A 21,815-nucleotide genomic window follows, 5' to 3' on the forward strand; every position below is an offset into this window, starting at 1 on the left:
TCCCAGAAGGACTCGCCAGGGATGGGAACTACCGAGAAGTCTCGGCAAGTTGGTGGGGTGGCAGCGCGTGGGGAGGATTTCCGCGTGCGCGCCGTCTATCGGCGTTCGCGAATTGTAAGTCATCTCTGGAAGACGACGGCGCTGACGACGCTGGCGCTCGGCCTTTCAGGCGTGGTTGCCCATGGTGACCCCGATGGGCTGTGGCAGCCGCAGATCCGTGCCATCATCGGCGCCGACAACAATGGCGGCAATGCCGCGCTCGAAGGCTTCATCCCGATCAAGCAGACGGCCGAGTCGGTGCTGTTCCTGGACGTCAGGGCCAAGCACGATTTCAAGGATGCTTCCGGCCAGGACATCGGCCTCGGCATTCGCCGCATCGTCAATCCCGACCTGATGCTCGGCGGCTACGCCTATATCAACGTCGAGAATTACAACAGCACGCAGTTCACTGCCGGTACGCTGGGCGTCGAGGCGATCACGCCGAACTTCGACGCGCATGTGAACGTCTTCGTGCCGATCAAGGGCGACTCGACCGACCACTCGACCAGCTCGACGCTGTCGATGGTCAGCAACCAGCTGATCGAACAGATATCGGTGCTCGACCACCGCGACTACGCGGCCTGGGGCATCGAAGGCGAGATCGGCGCCCAGGTGCCGATCAACCTGCCCGACAAGCATTCGCTGCGGCTCGACATTGGCGGCTATCATTTCGAGGATCCGCATGGTGATGACGGCAGCGTCACCGGCGCCAAGGCCGGCTTCGAATACACGATCGGCGACGTCTTCGGCAGCGGCACCGAACTGGTGCTCGCCGGCGAGGTCCGCGACGACAATCGCGACCACACCCAGTTCGCCGGCAGCGTGCGGCTGAACATTCCGTTCAACCCCGGCCATGGCTCGGACACGACCGCGGCCATCGGTACGGAACCGGTCTATCCGGTCAGCGAAGGCCTGCGCAAGCGCGTCAACGAGCGCGTGCGCGGCGATATCGGCGTCAGGATCCAGTCGCAGGACAAGACCGGCGGCTCGACGACGCGCGTCGCCATCAACGCCGCCACCAATGCGGCGTTCGGCAAATTCTATTTTGCCGATGGCGGCCTGGCGGGCACCGGCACGCAGGCCGACCCGACGACGCTGGACGACGCCGTCACCAAGGCCGGCAGCGGCGGCTTCATCGTTGCCCTGGGCGGCAATGGCAACATCCAGACCGCCGGCCAGACGCTTGCCGCCGGCCAGACGCTGATCGGCGGCGGCGAAAGCGTCACCGCCAAGCTTTTCAACGGCAGCACCGCAACCTTCAATCTCGGCGGCAGCGACGGCACGATCCAGGGCACCAACGTTGCCAACAACGTCATTACGCTCGGCAACGGCAACACGCTGAACGGCATCACCATCACCGGCGGCGCCGATGGCATCTTCGGCAACAACGTCACCGGCACGAAGCTGACCAATGTCACGGTGACGGGCGCCGGCGGCAACGGCGCCGAATTCAAGGGCAATTCGACCAACGTCAGCGCGTCCAATTTCACCGCGACCGGCAACGGCCTCGACGGCCTGCACATCGAAGACAACGGCACCTACAATTTCACCGGCACGACATTGCTGCAGAGCAATCTCGACGACGGTCTGGATATCACCGGCCAGGGCACCTACACTTTCGCCATCGTCAATGCGCTGAACAATACCGACCGCGGCATAACCGTGCAGGGCACGTCGAGCGGCGGCAGCTTCACCACCACAGGCGGCACCATCTCCGGCAATGGCGGCATCGGTGTCTACATCGACCCGATCACTGCCCATGTGGTGCTGGATTCGATCACCCAGACCGGCGGCACATCCGGTGTCGTGCTCGACCATGTCTCGGGCAGCTTCACCGTCAATGGCGCGACGACGATTTCCAACACGACGGGACCGGCGATCGCCATTACCGATTCGCCGGCGACGATCCGCTTCGGTGACATCAACATCACCAATCCCGGCGCCGACGGCATGTCGTTCAGCGGCGTCAACGCTGCCGTGGTGGCCGGCAACATCGTAATTTCCGGCCTCGGCGTCGGCACCGGCCTCGATTTCTCCGGCAGCCAGACGAATTTCACCGCGCAGTCGCTCAACATCACCGGCCCGAATGCTGCCGGCACCATCGGCATCGACCTTGCCGACACCACCGGCGACGCCACGATCATCATCACCAATGGCGGTTCCATTTCGGGCGTCGACACCGGCGTGCGCCTCGGCATTTCCGGGTCGCTGGCCCATTCGGCCAATGCCGAATTCACCTTCGGCGGCGGCTCGATCGCCGGCATCACCGCCTCGCTCGACGCCCGCGGCCTCAACCAGACGCTCGGCCACTATGCGTTCGGCTCGACCACCTTCAGCGGCCCGCAGCTCTTCGACCAGCAGAATGTGATTTTCGTCGGCTCGACGGCGACCGGCCTGATGGACGGGTCCTCGCTGTCGGACCTCGCCTCGTTTACCACGGCCAACGCCATCACCGACAGCGACGCGATCTTCGTGCTGGTCAACGATGGCACGCCCATCAATGCTTCCGGCGGCTTCTCGCTCAGCGCTGGCCAGACGCTGGCCTCGTTCGGCAATGGGCGCGAATTCTCGCTCGGCGGCGTGCCGTTGAATGTCACCGGCGACAATGTCCAGCACGACGTGGCCATCTCGGATCCCGCCGGCGCGGCGACGCTGACCAATTCCGGTGGCGGCGATGTCGTCACGCTGGCCAACGGCAACTCGCTGCTCGACTTCAACATTTCGGGTGGATCCGGCTCGGCGATCTACGGCCTGGGCATCAACGGCCTGACCGTCCAGGGCGTGACGGTCAGCAATGTCGCGTACGGCCTCTACCTCAATGGCGCGACCGGCACGGTCTCGGTCGACGATCTGGCCATCCAGAGCGTGTCTCAGACCGGCATCGCGCTGGTCAATTCGAGCGCGACCGTCAACTTCACCGGCAACACGACGATCACCAACGCCGCCGGTGTCGGGCTGTTCGCCAACGATTTCGACGGCACGGCCACCTTCGACGATCTCGACATCACCGGCGGCGGCAGGGGCGTTGCCATCTGGAGCGGTTCGACCGGAACGCTGACTTTCGCAGCCGCGAGTTCCATCACCAACACAGGCGATGTCGCCTTCGGCATCAACGGCTCGACGCCCAACGTCACCTATAACGGCACGATCGATCAGGCCACCGCTGCAAGTGCGGTGAGTATCGCCAACGCGACCGGCGGCACCGCCACCTTCGGCGGCAAGATCACCGCCAGCACGGGTGCGGCCACTGCGATCGACCTGACCGACAATACCGGCAACGCGATCAACTTCACCGGCGGCCTCGATCTGACAACCGATGGCGGCTTCGCCTTCAGTGCCATCAATGGCGGCACGCTGACGGTGACCGGGGCCGGCAATACGGTCAATACCGGCGCCGGCGCGGCGGAAAACGGCATCCATCTTGGTGGCGCCAGTGGCCTGACGATCGGCGCGGCGGGCGTCACGTTCGCCAGCGTCACGGTCGATGGCTCCGGCGGCGCGGTGCAGACCGGTATCGTCATCGAGAACACCAGTGGCGGCAATGTCACCTTCGGCGGCGTCGATATCAGCCGCGCCGGCACCGATGCCATCCGCCTCACCAATGTCGCCAGTGGCATCTACTCCTTCAACGGCACGACGACGATCGCGACGGTCGGCGGCACTGTCCCCGGCTTTGCGGTGCAGAACAGCGCGGCGACCGTCAATGTCAACAACCTGGTTACGACAGGTGTTGCCGGCGCCGATGTCAGCCTGACCAACAACACCGGCACCATCGCCATCGGCGGCACCATCAGCAATTCCGTCACCGGCGACGGCGTCGTCGTCTCAGGCGGCAGTGCTGCCATCACCGTCAGCGCCGCCATTAACAGCTCCGCGACCACGGGTGGCACGGCGGTCAAGGTCGACGGCACCACCGGCGGCTCGGTGGCCTTCACCGGCGCGGTCACCTCGACCGGCACAGGCGATCTCTTCAACATCGGCTTCAGCAGCGCGCCAGCCAACACCCAGATCAGCTTCACGGGCTCGGCGCTGACGGCAACCGGCGGCGGCGGCGCTATCATAACCAGCATCGGCAATGGCTCGGTATTCAATGCCTCGGTGCCGCTGTCGGTCACCAATGCGACCGGCAACGGCGTGTCGGTCTCCAACGTCGCGGCCGGCGGCAGCGTCACGTTTGGCGCGGTGACCGTGTCGGGCGCTGGCGGCAATGGCATCGACATTGGTGGCAACGGCGACACCAATGGCGCTGTCACCTTCGGTACGACCAATGTGACGCTTGGCTCGGCCGCCAACGCGGCCGGCATCAATTTTGCCGGCAACAATGCCGACGTCACCTTCGGCACGACGACCGTGACGATGGGCGCCGGCGCCAACCAGACCGGCATCGACTTCAGCGGTTCATCGACCACGGCTGATTTCGGCCTGACCACAATCACCGGCACCGGCGATCTCACCTCGCGCGGCATCGACCTGTCGTCGACGACAGGCACCAAGACCATCACCTTCCTGCGTGGCTCCAGCATCACCAATCTGGGCATCGGCGTCGAACTGTCATCGGGCGGCACCACCGCGACCTCGGCCAACGCCAACTTCACCTTCGGCGACGGCGATGCGACTGTGCTGCAATCCTCCATCAGCGCCGCTGCCGGCGGCTACACCGTCAACACGATCGGGCTCAATCCGGCGCTCGGCAATTATGATTTCGACGATGTCGCCTTCGCCGGTCCCGCCCATCTGGCCAGCGCTGTCGGCGGCGTCATCATGGTTTCGCAGTCGGGGGGCGTGATCGCCGCCGGCACGGACGGGCTCAGCGCCGCGGTGACGACCATCTCGGTGGCCGCCGCCGATGCCACGGCCGGCACGCAGACCTTTGCCTTCGTCGGCACCGTCGATCTCAGTGGTACGCCGTTCACGCTCGATTCGGGCCAGTCGATCACCGGCTTCGGCAACAACACCTCCATCCTCACCTCCGGCACCATCCAGCCGATCAACGTCCAGGGCAATCTCGGCGCCACCGGCGGCAACGTCACCGGCAATGAGGGCGTGGTCACCGGCACGGGCGACTTCCTGCATCTGCTCGGCAGCAACCAGGTGCGCAACACCGCCTTCGACTTCAACGGCGCCAGCGGTTCGGTCTTCACCGTCGACCAGAGCGCGGGCGGCTTCAACAATCTCGGCGGCATCGTCATCGAAGGCGTCACCGTCAGCAATGTCGCCACCGGCAGCACTGCGTTCAAGGTCGCCGGCCTCGACAGCAACCTGTCGATCATCAACAACAACGTCAACGTCAACGTCGGCGGCACGCTGCTCGACGTCAATGGCGGCACCGGCAACATCACGCTCACGCGCGGCACCTTGCCCAACAGCGCGACACCGGGCACGCTGACCGGCGGCGGCATCTCGATCGCCAACCGCACCGCCGGCCTGGTCAACTTCACCGACAAGGTGACGGTCAACGGCAATGGTGTTTCGCTCACCAACAACGCCGGCTCCACCATCACTTTCGCCGATCTGGACATCACCACGAACGGCACGACGGCGTTCAGCGCCAGCGGCGGCGGCACGGTCAATGTCACCGCCGGCACGATCAACGCCACGTCAGCGCAGGCGGTGGCGCTCGACGGCATCACGGCCGGTATCCACTTCACCTCGACCAGTGCGACATTCGCCACCGGCAACGGCATCGACCTGCAGAAAGTCAGCGGCACCGCGGGCTTCGGCACCGGCACGCTGACCAACACCGGTTCGGGCACGTCGTTCAATGTCGGCGCGGCGACGGCCGGCAGCGGCGGCAACGCGACCATTTCCTATGGCGGCACGATTGCCACCAACGGCGGCGGCGCCGCCGTCTCGATCCAGAGCATGACCGGTGGCTCGGTGACGCTGTCGGGCAACCTCACCGACAACAATGCCGCGGCCGGCGGCAACATCGTCATTGCCGGCAACGACTCGGCCACGATCACCTTCTCGGGCTTGAGCAAGGTGATCAGCTCGGGCGCGACCGACGGCGTCAACATCGGCTTCCCTGGCGGCTTCCCGGTCGGCACCCCGAGCGCCAACACGAACTCCGCGATCAACTTCACTGGTGGTGATCTCGACATATCAACGACTGGCGGCGCGGGCTTTGAAGCTATTGGGGATACTGTCAATTTCCCGCCCGGCACACCCTCTACCATCACCGTCACCGGTACTGGCAACAAGATCAACTCCGGCGCCGACGGACTGCTGATGCTTGGCGCCAATGTTGGCAGCGCGGGCATCACCTTCGACAGCATCTCGTCGGTCGCCACGGCTGGCGGTGGCGGCGTGGTGCTAAACAGCGTCGACCTTGCCGGCGATGTGAACATTGGCGGCCTGACCAATACGGGCGCAGTCGGCGTCACAGTGTTCGGCGTGACCGGCACAGGTACAATCAACTTCACCGGAACGACCGACATCGCTGTCGCCGGATATGGTTTCCAATTCGGCGGCCAGATTGGCACGGTCAACATCGCCAATGTCGCCGGTTCCAGCCTGACCGTCGACGGCGGCTCGACCGGAATTTCGTTCAACGGCGTGATGGGTGGCACCGTCAACATCGGCGGCAATGGCGGCAGTGCCAAGATCGGCGCGACGACGAGCACCATCGATCGGGCCATCGGGATCGACGGCAACACCGGCGGTACGCTCAACTACAATGGTTCGATCAATGTCAGCGGCGGCACTGCATTCGCCGGCAGCGTGGTGGGTGTCACCTTCTCCGATCTCGCAACGCTCAATCTCAGCGGCTCGGTCACATCGACCACGTCCTCGACCGCTTTCGACTTCGCCGGCGCCGACGGCACCTACACGATTTCGAGCACCATTGATCATACCGGCGGCACCGGCGTCCATGTCGATGGCTTCTCGGAGGGAACGATCACCTTCTCCGGCACGTCGAAGACATTCGACACCGGCACGAACAATGCAGTCGTCAAGGACCCCAGCGGAAACCCGGGCCTGGGCCAGGGCACGGGCACGCTCGCCTTCAGCGGTGGCGGTCTGGTCATCACCACCTCGAGCGGCACCGGCTTTACCGCCAGCACCTTCGGCGCCGGTACGGTCAGCGTCGGCGGCACCGGCAACACCATCACCACCAGCACGGGCACCGCGCTCGACCTTGACGGCGCGACGATTGGCGCCGACGGCATCAACTTCGATTCCATCTCGGTCAACGGTGCGGCGACGGGCATTGCGCTGAACAATGTCAGCGGTGGTGCCATGAACCTCGGCACGACCGACCTGCAAGGCATCACGTCACGCGGCGTCGATATTTCCGGCACGCTTGGCTCGAACGTGACGTTCTCCAGCCTGACCATCGGGCTCAATGCCGCGAATGCCATTGGCCTCGACCTCAACGGCGCGGCGCTTGGCGCCAGCAACATCACGGCGAACGATTTCGATGTCGACGGCGGCAGCTTCGCCGGTACGATCGGCATCGACATGGCCGGCACCACAAGCACCACCGGCATCATCCAGCTCGGCGACACCGTCAACAACAACCCGGCCGGCCAGACCTCGACCATCGCCAATGTCGGCTATGGCGTGCAGTTCTCCAGTGCCACCGATGCCAGGCTGGTGTTCGGCGACGGCCAGGGTCCTGCCGAATCGTCGATCGCGACCACCGGCGGCCAGGTCATCCACGCCACCGACGCCTTGCCGGCATCGGGCGACTACAATTTCAACGACGTCAATTTCACCGGCGACACCGCCAACCTGTCGTCAATCAGCGTCTACTATGTCACATCAGGCGGCACCGGCGACGGCAGCCTCGCCAATCCAGGCAGCTATGTCGGCGCGCAGGCGTCCACGGCCAATGTCGTGGTGCTGATCGACCAGAATATCGACGGCAGCCAGGAGACGATCGACCTAAGCGGGACTTCATACCAGCTCCATGACGGGCAAGTGCTGCTTGCCTTCAAGAGCGGCGACTCGGCCGTCGATGTCTCGCAACTCGGTGTCGACGCCAGCGGCGGCGCATCCGCGGCTTTCCACTTCACCACGATTCAGAACACGCCGATCGTCTCGGCACCGGCGGGTATCGACACGCTGCGGCCGGTGCTGCAGAGCAATAATGCCACCTCGGTGATCAACTTTGCCACCAGCGGCACCGGCATCTTCACCGGCGGCATCGAGAACCTGATCGTGCGCAATGTCGGCAGCGGCGCCGGCGTTGCCGTCGATGCGACCGGCGCCTCCAGTTTCTTCGTCCGAAACAACGACATCACCGCCGGCGGCCGGGCGCTCGACTTCTCCACCACCGGCGCGCCGGCCGATACGCTTCTGCTTTCGATCGACGGCAACACGCTCAAGTCGGGCGGATCCGCCTTGGCAGCGTCCTTCGTCGGCCAGAACATCAGTGCGACGCAGAATTCGATCGCGATCAGGTCGTTTGCCGGCAATACAGTGACCAGCGGCGGCGGCATCGCCTTCAACAATGTCACGTTTGACTCCACAGGCGCCGGCGGCACCGTCAGTGTCGGCACGCTCGACATCGGTACCCTGGCGCGGGTCCAGGGCGATGGCCTCAGCTTCACCAGCACCAGCGGCACGCTCGATCTCGGCACCTTCACCGTCAGCAACGATGGCGGCACCGGCGTTCTGGCCGACACCAAGACACCGAGCACCACCTTCACGCTGAACAGCAGCGGCGGTTCGGTCGACACCACCAACGGTGCGGCGTTCAATCTCGATCCGCTGACAGTCAACATAACCGTCGGCAGCGTGACCGCCACCGGTGGCGCCAGCGGCATCATCTTCGACGGTGTCGCCGGCACCTTCACCGTCACCGGCGCGACAAGCATCACCAACACGACGGGCTACGGCATCGATGCTATCAACACCAACACCGGCACCTTCAATTTCAACACGGTGACGGTGAACAACACCGCCACGACCGGCGGCGGCATCCATGTCGCAACCGGCACGCTCAACGTCACCGGCCTCGCCAACATCGATACGACGAGCGGCGGCGGCGTCTTCCAGGAAGGCGGCAGCACCAGCTTCACCGGCGGCCTGACCATCGACACCACCAGCGGCGACGGCTTCCTCGGCATCGCCGCCGGCTCGATCACCGTAAGCGGAACCGGCAACACGATCACCACGGCAACGGGCCGGATCATATCGCTTCAGACCGCCGTGATCGGCGCCGGGGGCATGAAATTCGATACGCTGAAGGCGACGGGAACCGTCAGCGGCGGCGCCGGCGTGCAGCTCGCCGGTGTCTCTGGCGGCGCCTTCAACGGCGGCGCCCTGTCTGTCGCCGGCGCGAGCAACAACGGCCTGATCGTTCAGAACAGCACGTCGTCAACGGTCAATTTCGACAGCGTGGTCGTCAGTTCGGCAAACGCCAACGGCATCTATGTCATCAACACCGTCACCGGCCCGGTCACCATCGGTACGGTGACGATAGACAATACGGTCGGCGCGGGCGTGCGCGTCGAGAACACGTCCGGCACGATCAACATCAATGGCGGCTCGATCGGCGCGACCAACGACCCGACCGGCTCCGCTGTCCAGGTAGTTGGCGGCGCCGCGACCTTGAACGTCGCCGCCTCGCTCACCAAGACCACCGTCGGCAAGATCGTCGACATCTCCGGCGTCACTGGCGGTTCGGTCACGTTGTCCGGTGCGCTCAGCGCCAACACCTCCGCCGACAACGGCATCTACGTCCACGGCAACACCGGCGGCACCTTCAATTTCAGCGGCGCCATGACACTTTCCACCGGTGCCGGCACGGCGATCAATCTGGATACAAATGTTGGCGCCACCGTCAATTTCGGCGGCGGCATGGGGATCACCACCAGTTCGGGCCTTGGCTTCGGCGCTACGGGTGGCGGCACGATCAATGTCACCGGCACCAATACGATCCACACGACCTTGGGCGGCCAGCTCCTGGTCTGGAACGGCATGACCGTCGGCGCCAGCGGCGCCACCTTCAACACGATGACAGCGGACACCAAAGTCACCGGCGGCGACGCGGTCAATTTGACCAATGTTGGCGGCGGTATCTTCAATGGCGGCACGCTCAGCGTCCCGGGTGGCACCAACTCCAACGGCCTGTTCCTCAACGGCACCAGCGCAACGGTGAACTTCGCCAAGGTGACGATCGCAAATCAGACAGGCACGGCAACCGGCGGCGGCATCAGGATCGACAACAACACCGGCGCGGTCACGATCAGCGACAATACGAGTGCGATCGGCGGCTTCGGCGCTGTCCAGGGTATCGGCATCGACATCAATGGCGGCTCCGGCGACGTCACCATCGCGGCGTCGGTGTCGAAGGGAACCGTTGCCAACAACGTCGTCCAGATCAGCGGACGTACCGCTGGAACCGTCACGCTCAGCGGAACCCTGAGCGCGGACCAGAGTGTCGGCACCGCCAATGGCATCGACGTCAGCAACAATACTGGCGGCACGATCACCTTCTCCGGCGCCGGCAGCGCGCTGAACACCGGAACCACCACCGCCGTCAACCTGACCAACAACACCGGCGCGACGGTCAACTTCACCGGCGGCGGCCTGGCGATCACCACCACCAGCGCCATCGGCTTCAACGCCACCGGCGGCGGCACGATCAATGTCACCGGCGCAGGCAACACCATCCAGACGTCATCAGGTCAGATCCTGACCTGGAACGGCGTTGCCGTCGGCGCCAGCGGCGTCAATTTCAGCTCGCTGCAATCGACCGCTTCGGTCGCCGCCGACGCGATCAATCTGACCGGCGTGACCGGTGGCACGTTCAATGGCGGCGCTGTCAGTGTGGCCGGCACGTCCGCCGGCGGCGACGGTATCGAGATCAACGGCTCGAGCGCCACATTCAACTTTGCCTCCGCCACGATCGCGGCGACCGCCGGCAATGGCATCCTGCTCAGCGGCGCCAATGGCGCGGTGACCTTTACGACGGTGGCGATCGACAACACGACGCTGGCCGGCATCAGGGTCGACAACAACACCAATGCGGTCAATGTGAATGGCGGCTCGATCGGCGCGACCAACGACCCGACCGGCGTCGGCGTCGACATCAATGGCGGCACGGGCGCCGTCACCATCGCCGCGTCGGTGACCAAGACCACGGCCGGCAACATCGCCCAGGTCAGTGGCCGCACCGCCGGAACGGTTGCTTTCAGCGGCAGCCTGAGCGCCACTGGCGCCGTCGCCAACGGCATCGACGTCAGCGGCAATTCCGGCACGGCGGTGATCAATTTCTCGGGCACCAAGACGCTGACCACCGGGGCCAACACCGCCGTCAACCTGACCACCAACACCGGCGCGACCGTCAACTTCACCGGCGGCGGGCTGGTCATCAACACCACCAGTGGCACCGGCTTCAATGCCACCGGCGGCGGCACGGTGACGGTGCAAGGCACCGGCAACACGATCAATTCGGGCTCCGGCACCGCGCTCAATGTCGCCAACACGAATATCGGCGCCTCGGGCCTGACATTCCAGAGCATCTCGGCCAATGGCGGCACCAACGGCATCATCCTCAATACTACGGGTGCCAGTGGTGGCCTGACGGTGACGGGCACCGGCACGACGGCAGGTTCCGGCGGCACCATACAAAACACAGTGCAGGGCGCGCTGTTCACGTCGACGAGCAACCTTTCGCTCTCGAACATGAACTTTACCAATGCCAACAGCGGCGATGGCACGGTCAACAACATCGACACGGCGACATTCAACAGCGCGGCCATGGCCGCCATCAACATGAGCGGCGTGTCGACCGCGACGTTCACGAACCTCGCTGTCGTCGGCAATGGCGGCACCGGCGGCGCGCAGGTAGGCATCAACGGCCAGAACGTCTCGAACCTGACGATTGCCAACAGCACGGTCACCGGATTCGGCGATGAGGTGGGCGAGGGCAACGTCAAGCTCTGGAACCTGTCCGGCACCTCGGCGGTCACCAATTCGACATTTGGTTTCGTCCCCGGCGACTCGACGGGCGGCGAGAACCTGTTCGAAGTCCGCAACACCACCGGCACGCTGACGCTGAATGTCACCGGCAGCACGTTCCAGAACACCAGGGATTCCGCCAACGGCTCCGGCGGCATCGCCATCACCACGACCGGCACCGCGACCGCGACCGTCAATGTCTCGAACAGCAGCTTCCTCAACATGAAGACTTCAGGCTTTGAAGGCTTCGCCAAGCAGACGTCGACGTTGAACGTCAACATCACCGACGGCGGCACTGTCGGCAACGGCAACACCTTCGATCCCACCGGTATCAATCAGCTCAGCCGCGCCATTGGGCTCAATGCGCAGGACACCGCGCATCTGACGTTCAACATCAACCGCAACAAGAAGATCTATGGCAGCGGCGGGCCGGTCATCAACATCTACGGCCAGGACAGCGCGAACATCCAGGGCCGCATCAACAACAATGGCGATATCCAGAACAACAACACGGCGGCAAATTCCATCGGCGGTCCTATCTTCATCCACACCACCAGCACCGCCGCCACAGCCGCGATAGAGATTATGAACAACACCATCATAAACAATGGTGGAAGCCCGTCTATTGAGGCCGATGTCGTCGGCCAGGGCGGGGCTAGCGACCACGGGACGATGGATATCACGATCGTTGGAAACACGCTCACATTCGCTGGCAGGAACCTCACCGATGTCAACACGTTCAATGATGGCATCTATCTGAGCAGCGGTGCCAGCAACTCCGATGCGACGATCATGACCGCCAATATTCAGAACAACACAGTCACGGGGATCACCGCTCAGAGCGGCAGTGTTGGTTTGGCCATCGCCAATACCGGCGGGGCCGGCGCCTTCGTTTACCTGGAAGGATTTACGACCGACGGTGTGACGACTTGGAACAATCGCGGCAATACGCCTGCGGGATCATACGTCGACATCTTCAACGTGAATCCAGTCGCCGCGATCCCGGCTGGCCACAATGGCGGCCATACGATTACACCGAGCAACCCCAATCAGTAGTCGCCGCAATGTCTAGTTGCGCCGACGTGTAGAACATTCGGGAGAGCGAACGCCGGGATTTCTTGCCGGCAAAGCAAGTCGAAATCGCTGGACAGTTCCGTTGCGGAAGGATACTTTCAAATCCAAGCAAAATTGACGGTGGGGGGCGTAGATGGCCGAGCCTTTTCTCTCGGAAATCAGGATAATGTCGTTCAATTTCCCGCCGAAAGGATGGGCGTTTTGCGACGGGCAGCTCTTGCCCATCAACCAGAACCAGGCGCTGTTTTCATTGCTCGGCACCACCTTTGGCGGTGATGGGCGCGTGAACTTTGCTCTTCCCGACATGCGCGGTCGCGTGCCGAACCATACCGGCGGCATCGGCCATTTCCTCGGCGAGCGGGGCGGCGAACAGGCGCATACGCTCACCATCTCCGAGATGCCGACCCATACCCACCAGGCAAATGCTTCCAACAATGCGGGATCTGGCCAGATTCCGGGTGGCAATCTGCTGGCCAATTCCGCGCCAAATCTGCTCTATGGGCCGACGCAAAATCTCACCAACTTGCGACCCGATACGGTCAGCAATGTCGGTGGCAGCCAGGCGCATCTCAACATGCAGCCGTTTTTGACATTGTGTTTCTGCATCGCCCTGCAGGGCATCTTCCCCTCGCCAAACTGACGGAGACGCACCGTGGCACAGCCTTATGTTGGTGAGATCCGTATGTTTGCCGGCAATTTTGCGCCGGCCGGCTGGATGTTCTGCGACGGACAGCTTCTACCGATCTCGGAAAACGAGACTTTGTTCAACCTGATCGGCACCACCTATGGCGGCGATGGGCAATCGACTTTTGCTCTGCCCGATTTGCGTGGCCGTCTTCCACTGCATCAGGGCAATGGCTTCATTCTGTCCGAGACTGGCGGCGTGGAGGAAGTCAGTCTGAACGTAAACCAGATGCCGATGCACAGCCATCTCCTCATCGCGTCAAACGATGTGGCGAATTCGCCGAATCCGAGCAACAGCCTGATCGGCAGGTCGCCTCAGGTCAACATGTTCATGAATGCCGTCCCTTCGGTTCCAATGGCCGTGCAGTCACTCAGTAGTGTTGGTGGAAATCAGCCGCACACCAATTTCCAGCCTTATTTGTGCGTGGACTTCATCATCTCGCTGTTTGGGATTTTCCCGTCACAGACTTAAGAGGACGTCATGGCCGATCCGTTCGTCGCCGAAATCCGGATTTTCCCGTTCAATTTTGCGCCCAAGGGCTGGGCGTTCTGCGACGGGCAACTCTTGCCGCTCTCACAGAACACCGCGCTGTTTTCACTGCTTGGCACCACTTATGGCGGTGACGGCAAATCGAACTTTGCCCTGCCGGACATGCAGGGCAATGCACCCATGCATCCCGGCCAGGGTCCGGGCCTGTCGCTGCACGATCTCGGTGAGACCGGTGGCTTGGAGACGGTCACTTTGCTGGAGAGCGAAATGCCTTCGCATCCGCATCAGGTCTTGAGTGTGCCGGGCAATTTCGCCGCCAATTCGAACGTCCCCACCAACACTGCGATCGCTAAGACGGCTCAGGGAAATGTCTACACACCCGCCGCAAATCAGGTGGGGTTGTCGGGTCAGACCATCGCTCCCGCCGGCGGCGGCCAACCGCACAACAACATGATGCCGTACATCACCTTGAGCTTCTGCATCGCGCTGCAGGGCGTGTTCCCGCCGAGAACCTGAATTCCGCGCCAACAGGCAGGACCGATACAATGGCCAAGGAAGCAACGTCAAAGTCGGCGGCACCGACCGCCACCGCGAAGAAGCCGGCTCCGGCCTCCGCCGGGACCGCTGCATCCCAGACGTCGCCCAGCCTGCGGAGCATGCCGGCGGGCACGCCATTCTTCGAACTGTCGCGGCTGATGGTGGTTGGCATCGATACGGCGGCGGGGCGTTTGATCCAGAAAGCGCAGACCGCGCCGAACGGACCGTGGCCCGCGGACTGGTCGATCATCGCCCCCGGCACCTTCGTGCAGATGACGGCCGGCCTGACCAAGGACGGGCGGGTGGCCGTTGTCGCACAGCTGTCAGGGACAACCAATCTCTCCGTCATCACGGAAGACGCCAACCAGATCGGCCCGATCGACAAGTGGAGTGCGCCTCAGAACATCGGCGCACCGCCCATCGCCACGAGCTACCAGAAACTGTCGATGGCGAACGATGCCGACGGCCGCATCGAGATTTTCGTGACCGACAATCAGGGCAATATCTGGTGGATCTACCAGAATCCGGACCAGATCGTGCAGGTGCAGAAAACCATCACGCCGCCGGGCACCAAGACGCCGATCGTTGTCACTGTCGACGAACGCGTTCCGCCGGCCAAGGAGTGGAGCGACTGGCTCCAGATTCCCGGCGGCTTGGTGTCGGTCAGGGCGATCCGCCAGGCGGATGGCCGCATCGCGCTGTTCGGCATCAATTCCGGCCTTCACCTCTACCGCTGCCAGCAGTCCACGGCGGAAGCGCTGAAGGTTGCCGACTGGACGCAATGGGTGCAGATCGACACAACAGGCACCGGCGGCTTCACCGAAATGGCGCCGATTGTCGGCCCGCTCGGCGCCACCAATCTGTTCGCCTTGACGCAGAGCGGGCAGGTGCTGCACACGCGCCAGAAGCCAGCCGGCACCGACAGCTGGACGCCCTGGGCCATGACCGAATACAGCCGGGTTGCCAAATACACTTTGGCTGCCGGCATCGAGGGCAATGGCGACATCATGCTTGTTGCGTCCGACCAGCAACACGTTCACTCCTTCAACGCCCAGTATGACGCTGCCACGCAGAACTGGTCGGGGTGGCGCGATTTCAACGCCTCCGGCGCGAATACAAGGCTGACGCTCGACTACAATGCCGACGGCCGCGTCGCTTTGTTCAGCCTGATGAGCGGCGGCGCACCCAACGACAACTCACTGTGGACGCTGTCGCAAATGAACATCGACAGCACCGAGTGGGAGGATGCCTGGGTGTCGCTTGCCAGCAGCAACGTCAACCAGGCCATCGTGGTGCGCGACCTGACGCCGCCGGTCTGACGCGCGGGCAGCGTGGCAGACTCCGGCCTGAAACATTCTTCTCCGGTCTGGTCCCGGTCGCAGCAGGCCGGGCTTGGTTTCCGTGCGTCGACCGAGGCGGATTTGCCGTTCCTGTCGCTTCTCTACGCCTCGACGCGCCTGGAAGAGCTCGCCGTGACGGACTGGAGCGAGGCGCAGAAGGCCGCCTTCCTCGACATGCAGTTCCAGGCGCAGCACGCGCATTACAGAAAACACTATCCCGAGGCCGACTGGCTGGTGGTGGCGCGGGCCGGGCAGGACATCGGCCGCCTCTATATCGAGCGCTGGCCAAGCCAGCACCGCATCATCGACATCGCCTTTCTGCCGGAGCATCGCCGCAAGGGATACGGTTCGGCGCTGCTGCGCGACCTGATCGACGAGGCATGGTTAGCCGGCAAATCAGCGTCGATCCATGTCGAGAAGAACAATCCGGCGCGGCGGCTCTATGTCGAGCTCGGCTTTGCGGTGGTCGAGGACAAGGGTGTCTATGACTTGATGGCATGTGCGCCGGCGGCGGGTGGTGATCCATGATCAATTGCTGCGTCACAGCGGTCGGTCCCGACGGTTACCGTCGGCGCCGCCCCTCACCTGCCTGCCGGCATCCTCTCTCCGTAAACGGGGCGAGGGACGCTGTCGTCGGCGATTTCGCCAATTGTCAGCGTTGCAAGAAAGGCGCCGGCGTTGCGGCCAGCCCCTCTCGCCCCGTTTACGGGGAGAGATGTCCGGCAGGACAGTGAGGGGCAGCGCCGACGGCAAAGATTGTCGCATTCGGCCCAGTCACGATGCGGTAGGCCCGAACGCATGCGGCACAAAACCAGATCTCAATTAAACACCGCCTCATAAAGCCGCCCGGCCGCGTCGGCGGCGACCGGCACGATGAAGATCTCGTGCTCCCCGCCGTGGCCTGCGAGGCGATAGGTCGCCTGCGGCAATGCGATGTCGCGCGGTCCCCAGAACATCAGTGAAAACCCGCCGCCCGGGCGCGGGCTGGACGCAATGCGAGTGACCGCGCTCAATTCGAGGGCGATTTGCCCGCTTGCGGTTTCGATGGTGAATACCTGCCCGATCGCCTGTTCGAAATCCGCCGCCATCATGCCGTGTGCCTCAATCCGCCTGCTTTATTGCCCGCAATTGCCGCGGGAAAACCGCCACGCGCTTTTCCCGCCTTTGCTCTGGTGGCGGCAATCTCGCCGCTTCGCGGCAGGCTGTCCATAGGCCCGGAAGCCAGCCTGGGCATTGGCCGAGACAATTCGCGGGGCAAAGCGCAAAATACCGCAACGCCCGTGCTTTTATGCGCGACACGGACACTGTAGTACTTTGTTCCTGCGCCGGAGTCTTGGTCGAGCCAAGATCAGCGCAACAAGAGCCGATTCCAGTCTTGGGGTCTGATGCGCAGCAACCGGCCCAATCGGCTGGCGGGAGAAGGGACGACGGACCATGGCTGACAACGGGGCAAGGACGGAAGCAGCGCCGGCGGCCGATGCAATGCCGCTGTTCTATTCGAAGCCGGAGGCGCTCAACCCGGCGCGGCACGGCTCGCTGGGCCTGACCGCGCGCGGCGACTTTGCCTTCGCGCGCACCGCGCATGCCATTCCGGTGGTGGCGTCGGAAATGCCGGCGGCGATGCGCTCCTACCCGATCGTCTTCATCGGCCCGGCCAAATCACCTGTCGTCATCACCGGCGTGCGCCAGGGCGAGAACCTGTTCGTCGATGCCGACGGCCGGTGGACGGCACCCCACTACATTCCTGCCTATGTCCGCCGCTACCCCTTCATCCTTGCCGAGGATCCAACCACATCAGGCCGGCTGACGCTGTGCGTGGACAGGGCAAGCGAGCGGGTGATCGACCAACTCATGGCGCCGTTTCGCGAAGACAAGGTCGCGCCGTTCTTCAGCGGCACTGAACCGACCGAAGCAACCAAGCAGGCGCTCGCCTTCTGCAACCAGTTCCAGATCGACTTTCGCGCCACCCGCGAGATGATCGACAAGATCGACGCGCACGGCCTGTTCGCGCCACGCCAGAGCAAGGTGACGCTGGAAGGCGGCGAAGTGCTCAACCTCACCGATTTCCAGGTGATCGACGAGCCGGCCTTCAACAAACTGAGCGACGCGGCCTTCCTCGACCTCAGAAAATCCGGCGCGCTCGGCCTGCTCTACTGCCACCTCGCCTCGACCAACAGCTGGACCTCGCTGGTGCACCAGGCATCGCTGCGCAAGGCGGATGGGGCTAAGAGCGCCTGACGACCAGACCACTCTTGTTCGAGACGCCGCTGATTTGAGCCACCGCGCCCGCATTTCCAGCCGCCTGGACTTCAGACTTTAAAAATCATCATCCCACAGTCGCGTCGTGGAGAGAGCTCGCTTTGCGACTTCAGGCTCCTTTTCAATTATAGTCAACAGCGCCTGTGTGGCGGTATCTGGCTTTCGGCGACCCTGCTCGTAAGCCTCCATGGTTCGGGCCGGAATTCGGAAAAGGCGCTCGAATTCGCGAGTGGAGCGGGCAACGCTGCGCCGTATCTCTCGTATGTGTTCTGGGGTGAGGGGGACAGAGGCGGGCTGGATCAGCAGATCCTTGAAGCTCTCGATCAATTTCACGTCTTTTTGGTTCAAGGTGCGACCCATAGAGTTGGGATGGATCGTGTAGCCCGCCAGCCTCAACGCAACTAAAACTCAATTTAAGGTATACGTCAATGGCGTATAGAACGGTTCACAAAGAGCGCCTTATGAACTGTTTTCAATATGCTATGAACGGCTCAAAATTCCATTAAATATATATTTTCCAGTATCTTAATAGCCTTCCGTTGTGAAAAATGCCAGGAACTGTATCTATATAAGACAATTGGGCTGCTCTAAATTTTTCGATATCGCGTTTCAATCTTGGAGCAACCTGATGTCCGATATTTTTCAGTTCCTTTCGTCCCTCATTCAGATCCCGACTGAGCACCAAGGCTTTCTCATCGGTTTGGCTGCAATCGCCCTGGCAGCCTATGCAATTTATGCCGTTCTGTCCGTCGTGCGGAGTCGCAAATGATGATGAGAACATGGGTTCCGCTGCCCACGCTCTGGATCGAAAATGGTGGATTGAGGCAATTTGGGTGGCAGGAGGGGGCTGCGGATAGAGTCGCATCTCTCATCTGCTTGGTACTGATTGCCCACCACACCGATGGCTCCGGTGTGGCCCGTCTAACTTATGATAAGATTGGCATGATAGCCGGACTTAGCAGGGCAAAGATTTCGGGTGGACTAGCCATTCTGGAGGACGCTGAGTTGGTAAACAGGCTCGACCGAAGCATCTTCCAATTAGCTCGGCTCGATCCTAAATCCCCAGGCTGGGGTAAGCTTCCGGCGAAAGGGCTTTACAGTGCGGCGGGGAGCGTGCCGTTCTTCAGGCGGCTGAGTCTCCGTAGCCGAACGGAACTCGACGCCCTAAAGCTCTATCTTCTGTTTGTTGCGCGGCGGGACATCAACAGGAACTGCGTGGATTTGAGTTACGACAAAATCCACGATTATTCAGGCGTCAGCAGGAACAAAATTCCGGCTGCCCTAACGCTGCTGGCAGTAAATGATCTGATCCGAACCGAGCGTCAGAGAAGTGATATCAACGAATTTGCCACTTCCAACTCCTACCGACTTACACATCTTGATGCCTATAGGCACGGCGGCACGATTGGGCGATCCGATATAGAGAGGCGGCTGGCGGAGATCGATTCTTTCTAAGAACCGAGCATTTCTCGGCGGCTCTTCGCCCGCGCCCAAAACGCGAAAAAGCCGCGGAGTTCCGCGGCTTTTCGATGCTTGATTCCCCTGAGGAAATTGGAGCGGGTGAAGCGATTCGAACGCTCGACCCCAACCTTGGCAAGGTTGTGCTCTACCCCTGAGCTACACCCGCTCACACGGCGTCTTGGCCGCAAGCCGGGCCTATATGGCTGAAGAGCGCGGCGATTGCAACAGGGAAATCGCAGGCTTTTTGCAACACGCCAAGCGACGCCGGCAAACTGCCCGCGCCGCGCGGATTTTGCCGCGCCGTTGCGCGATGGTCTTGTGTCGGCCACCGCATTGGCCGTAAACGGCAAGGCAGGAATTGGACGAGAAGAAGATCGATGCCGAAGAGCGAAGCCGAACTTTTTGCCTTTCTTGCCGAACTCGGCATTGCCGTTTCGACGATACGCCATCCGCCGCTCTATACGGTGGCCGATTCGCAGGCGCTGCGCGGTGAAATCGCCGGCGGGCACACCAAAAACCTGTTCCTGAAGGACAAGAAGGACAATTTCTTCCTGGTCACCGTCGGCGAGGATGCGGTCGTCGATCTCAAGCAGATCCACCAGCTGATCGGCGCCGCCAGCCGTGTTTCCTTCGGCAAGCCGGAGATGCTGATGGAGCTTTTGGGCGTTTCGCCGGGCGCGGTCACCGTCTTCGGCGTCATCAACGATACGGCAAAGCGTGTGAAGCTGGTGCTCGACAAGGATTTGATGGAACATGCCGTCATCAACGCGCATCCGCTGACCAATGAGGCGACGACATCGATCGCCGCGGCAGATCTCATCAGATTCGTCGAGGCAACCGGGCATGATGCTGCTATCTTGAAAGTCTCGGCATGATCGCCACATGCATGGCGAAACCGACTTCCAATGACATGGCGCCGACCCGCGGACCGGCGGCGCGACCGAAAGGGTGACGAGATGAGCGACAACAAGCCGTTTGGCGGGTCATTCGGCAGCAGTGGCGGCCAGTATGCCACCACCGTGCAGTATGGCGGAACCGCGCCCGCACCGGCAAAGGTCGCGCTTGGCGATGCGCCGGCCGCCGCCCCCGCCGGCGATGTCATCAAGGACACCACGACCGCGTCGTTTGCCGCCGACGTCATCCAGGAATCGCGGCGTCAGCCGGTGCTGGTCGATTTCTGGGCGCCGTGGTGCGGTCCTTGCAAGCAGCTGACGCCGCAGCTGGAAAAGGCGGTCAAGGCCGCTGGCGGCAAGGTCAAGCTGGTCAAGATGAACATCGACGATCACCCTTCGATCGCCGGTCAACTCGGCATCCAGTCCATTCCGGCGGTCATCGCTTTCAAGGACGGCCAGCCGGTCGACGGCTTCATGGGGGCTATTCCCGAAAGCCAGATCAACGAATTCATCACCAAGGTAGGCGGCAAGGGCAATGGCGCCCCGGCCGTGGCCGAGGCGCTGGCGGCGGCGGCGGAAGCGCGCGATGCCGGCGACATGCAGACCGCCGCCGACATTTTTGACGCCGTCCTGGCGCAGGCGCCGGAGACGATCGAGGCAATCGCCGGGCTGGGCGACCTGTTGTTCGAGGCCGGCGACACGGAAGGCGCCGAGGCGTTGCTGGCAACGGCGCCCGAGGCCAAGAAGGACGCGCCTGTTCTCGCCGCCTTGCGCGCCAAGATGGCGCTGGCCGCGCAAGCGGCAGCGCTTGGCAATCCGGCCGAGTTCGAGCGCCGCCTGGCGGAAAATCCCAAAGACCATCAGGCGCGTTTCGATCTGGCCATGATCCAGAACGCCAGGGGCGAGCGCACGGCGGCAGCCGACAATCTGCTGGCCATCATCAAGGCCGACCGCGCCTGGAACGAGGATGGCGCCAGGGCGCAATTGCTGCAGCTGTTCGAGGCCTGGGGCATGACCGACGAGGCGACGCTGGCGGCTCGGCGCAAATTGTCGGCGCTGCTGTTTTCCTGAGCCGGCGGCTGTTTCGTCGCACGGGCTTGGCGTCGGCGGTGGCCGCGCCAGATT

The 21,815-nt window shown here is 62.9% G+C and carries 13 protein-coding genes and 1 tRNA gene; 11 read left to right on the forward strand and 3 right to left on the reverse strand.

Going from position 1 to position 21,815, the window contains the following annotated elements; all coding sequences use genetic code 11:
* Positions 1-84: 84 nt before the first annotated feature.
* The 6 genes from AC0V7N_RS05875 to AC0V7N_RS05900 all read left to right on the forward strand — a co-directional run bounded on the left by AC0V7N_RS05875 (position 85) and on the right by AC0V7N_RS05900 (position 16,605).
* A complete protein-coding gene (locus tag AC0V7N_RS05875; RefSeq protein ID WP_475455564.1) occupies positions 85-13,008 on the forward strand; it encodes a right-handed parallel beta-helix repeat-containing protein in 12,924 nt (4,307 codons plus the stop codon).
* A 151-nt stretch (positions 13,009-13,159) separates the two neighbouring features.
* Complete coding sequence (locus tag AC0V7N_RS05880) at positions 13,160-13,666, forward strand: phage tail protein (protein WP_475455566.1); 507 nt, start codon at positions 13,160-13,162, stop codon at positions 13,664-13,666.
* A gap of 12 nt (positions 13,667-13,678) precedes the next feature.
* Entirely contained in the window at positions 13,679-14,182 is a 504-nt protein-coding gene (locus AC0V7N_RS05885; RefSeq protein WP_475455568.1) for a phage tail protein, read from the forward strand.
* A gap of 9 nt (positions 14,183-14,191) precedes the next feature.
* Complete coding sequence (locus tag AC0V7N_RS05890) at positions 14,192-14,716, forward strand: phage tail protein (RefSeq protein WP_475455570.1); 525 nt, start codon at positions 14,192-14,194, stop codon at positions 14,714-14,716.
* A 29-nt stretch (positions 14,717-14,745) separates the two neighbouring features.
* The gene (locus AC0V7N_RS05895; RefSeq protein ID WP_475455572.1) at positions 14,746-16,056 is read left to right on the forward strand and encodes a PLL family lectin; all 1,311 of its coding nucleotides are present in this window, start codon (positions 14,746-14,748) and stop codon (positions 16,054-16,056) included.
* Between the two features lie 12 nt (positions 16,057-16,068).
* The gene (locus AC0V7N_RS05900; RefSeq protein ID WP_475455574.1) at positions 16,069-16,605 is read left to right on the forward strand and encodes a GNAT family N-acetyltransferase; all 537 of its coding nucleotides are present in this window, start codon (positions 16,069-16,071) and stop codon (positions 16,603-16,605) included.
* A gap of 290 nt (positions 16,606-16,895) precedes the next feature.
* Here the strand turns inward: AC0V7N_RS05900 and AC0V7N_RS05905 are convergent, their stop codons facing one another.
* Positions 16,896-17,168 carry a DUF6916 family protein gene (locus AC0V7N_RS05905; protein ID WP_475455576.1) on the reverse strand — a complete coding sequence of 91 codons (273 nt, stop codon included), beginning with the start codon at positions 17,166-17,168 and terminating at the stop codon, positions 16,896-16,898.
* A 343-nt stretch (positions 17,169-17,511) separates the two neighbouring features.
* Between AC0V7N_RS05905 and AC0V7N_RS05910 the strand changes: the two genes are divergently transcribed.
* On the forward strand, positions 17,512-18,315 hold the full coding sequence (locus tag AC0V7N_RS05910) for a SapC family protein (protein WP_475455578.1): 804 nt from the start codon (positions 17,512-17,514) through the stop codon (positions 18,313-18,315).
* A gap of 78 nt (positions 18,316-18,393) precedes the next feature.
* Here the strand turns inward: AC0V7N_RS05910 and AC0V7N_RS05915 are convergent, their stop codons facing one another.
* Positions 18,394-18,684, reverse strand: coding sequence for a helix-turn-helix domain-containing protein (locus AC0V7N_RS05915; RefSeq protein WP_475455580.1), 291 nt, complete (start codon positions 18,682-18,684; stop codon positions 18,394-18,396).
* Positions 18,685-18,964: 280 nt separating this feature from the next.
* On the opposite strand from AC0V7N_RS05915, the gene AC0V7N_RS05920 reads away from it, so the two are divergent.
* Positions 18,965-19,105 (forward strand): hypothetical protein, encoded by a 141-nt coding sequence (locus AC0V7N_RS05920; protein WP_475455582.1) that lies wholly within the window; start codon positions 18,965-18,967, stop codon positions 19,103-19,105.
* Positions 19,102-19,791 carry a hypothetical protein gene (locus tag AC0V7N_RS05925; RefSeq protein WP_475455584.1) on the forward strand — a complete coding sequence of 230 codons (690 nt, stop codon included), beginning with the start codon at positions 19,102-19,104 and terminating at the stop codon, positions 19,789-19,791. Before AC0V7N_RS05920 ends, AC0V7N_RS05925 begins: the two co-directional genes overlap by 4 nt.
* A 97-nt stretch (positions 19,792-19,888) precedes the next feature.
* Here the strand turns inward: AC0V7N_RS05925 and AC0V7N_RS05930 are convergent.
* Positions 19,889-19,963, reverse strand: a tRNA-Gly gene (locus AC0V7N_RS05930).
* A 211-nt stretch (positions 19,964-20,174) separates the two neighbouring features.
* Between AC0V7N_RS05930 and AC0V7N_RS05935 the strand changes: the two genes are divergently transcribed.
* Complete coding sequence (locus AC0V7N_RS05935) at positions 20,175-20,672, forward strand: prolyl-tRNA synthetase associated domain-containing protein (RefSeq protein WP_475455586.1); 498 nt, start codon at positions 20,175-20,177, stop codon at positions 20,670-20,672.
* Positions 20,673-20,753: 81 nt separating this feature from the next.
* Entirely contained in the window at positions 20,754-21,761 is a 1,008-nt protein-coding gene (gene trxA, locus AC0V7N_RS05940; RefSeq protein WP_475455588.1) for a thioredoxin, read from the forward strand.
* The last annotated feature ends 54 nt before the right edge of the window (positions 21,762-21,815 follow it).

The organism is Mesorhizobium kamtschaticum (assembly GCF_056174585.1).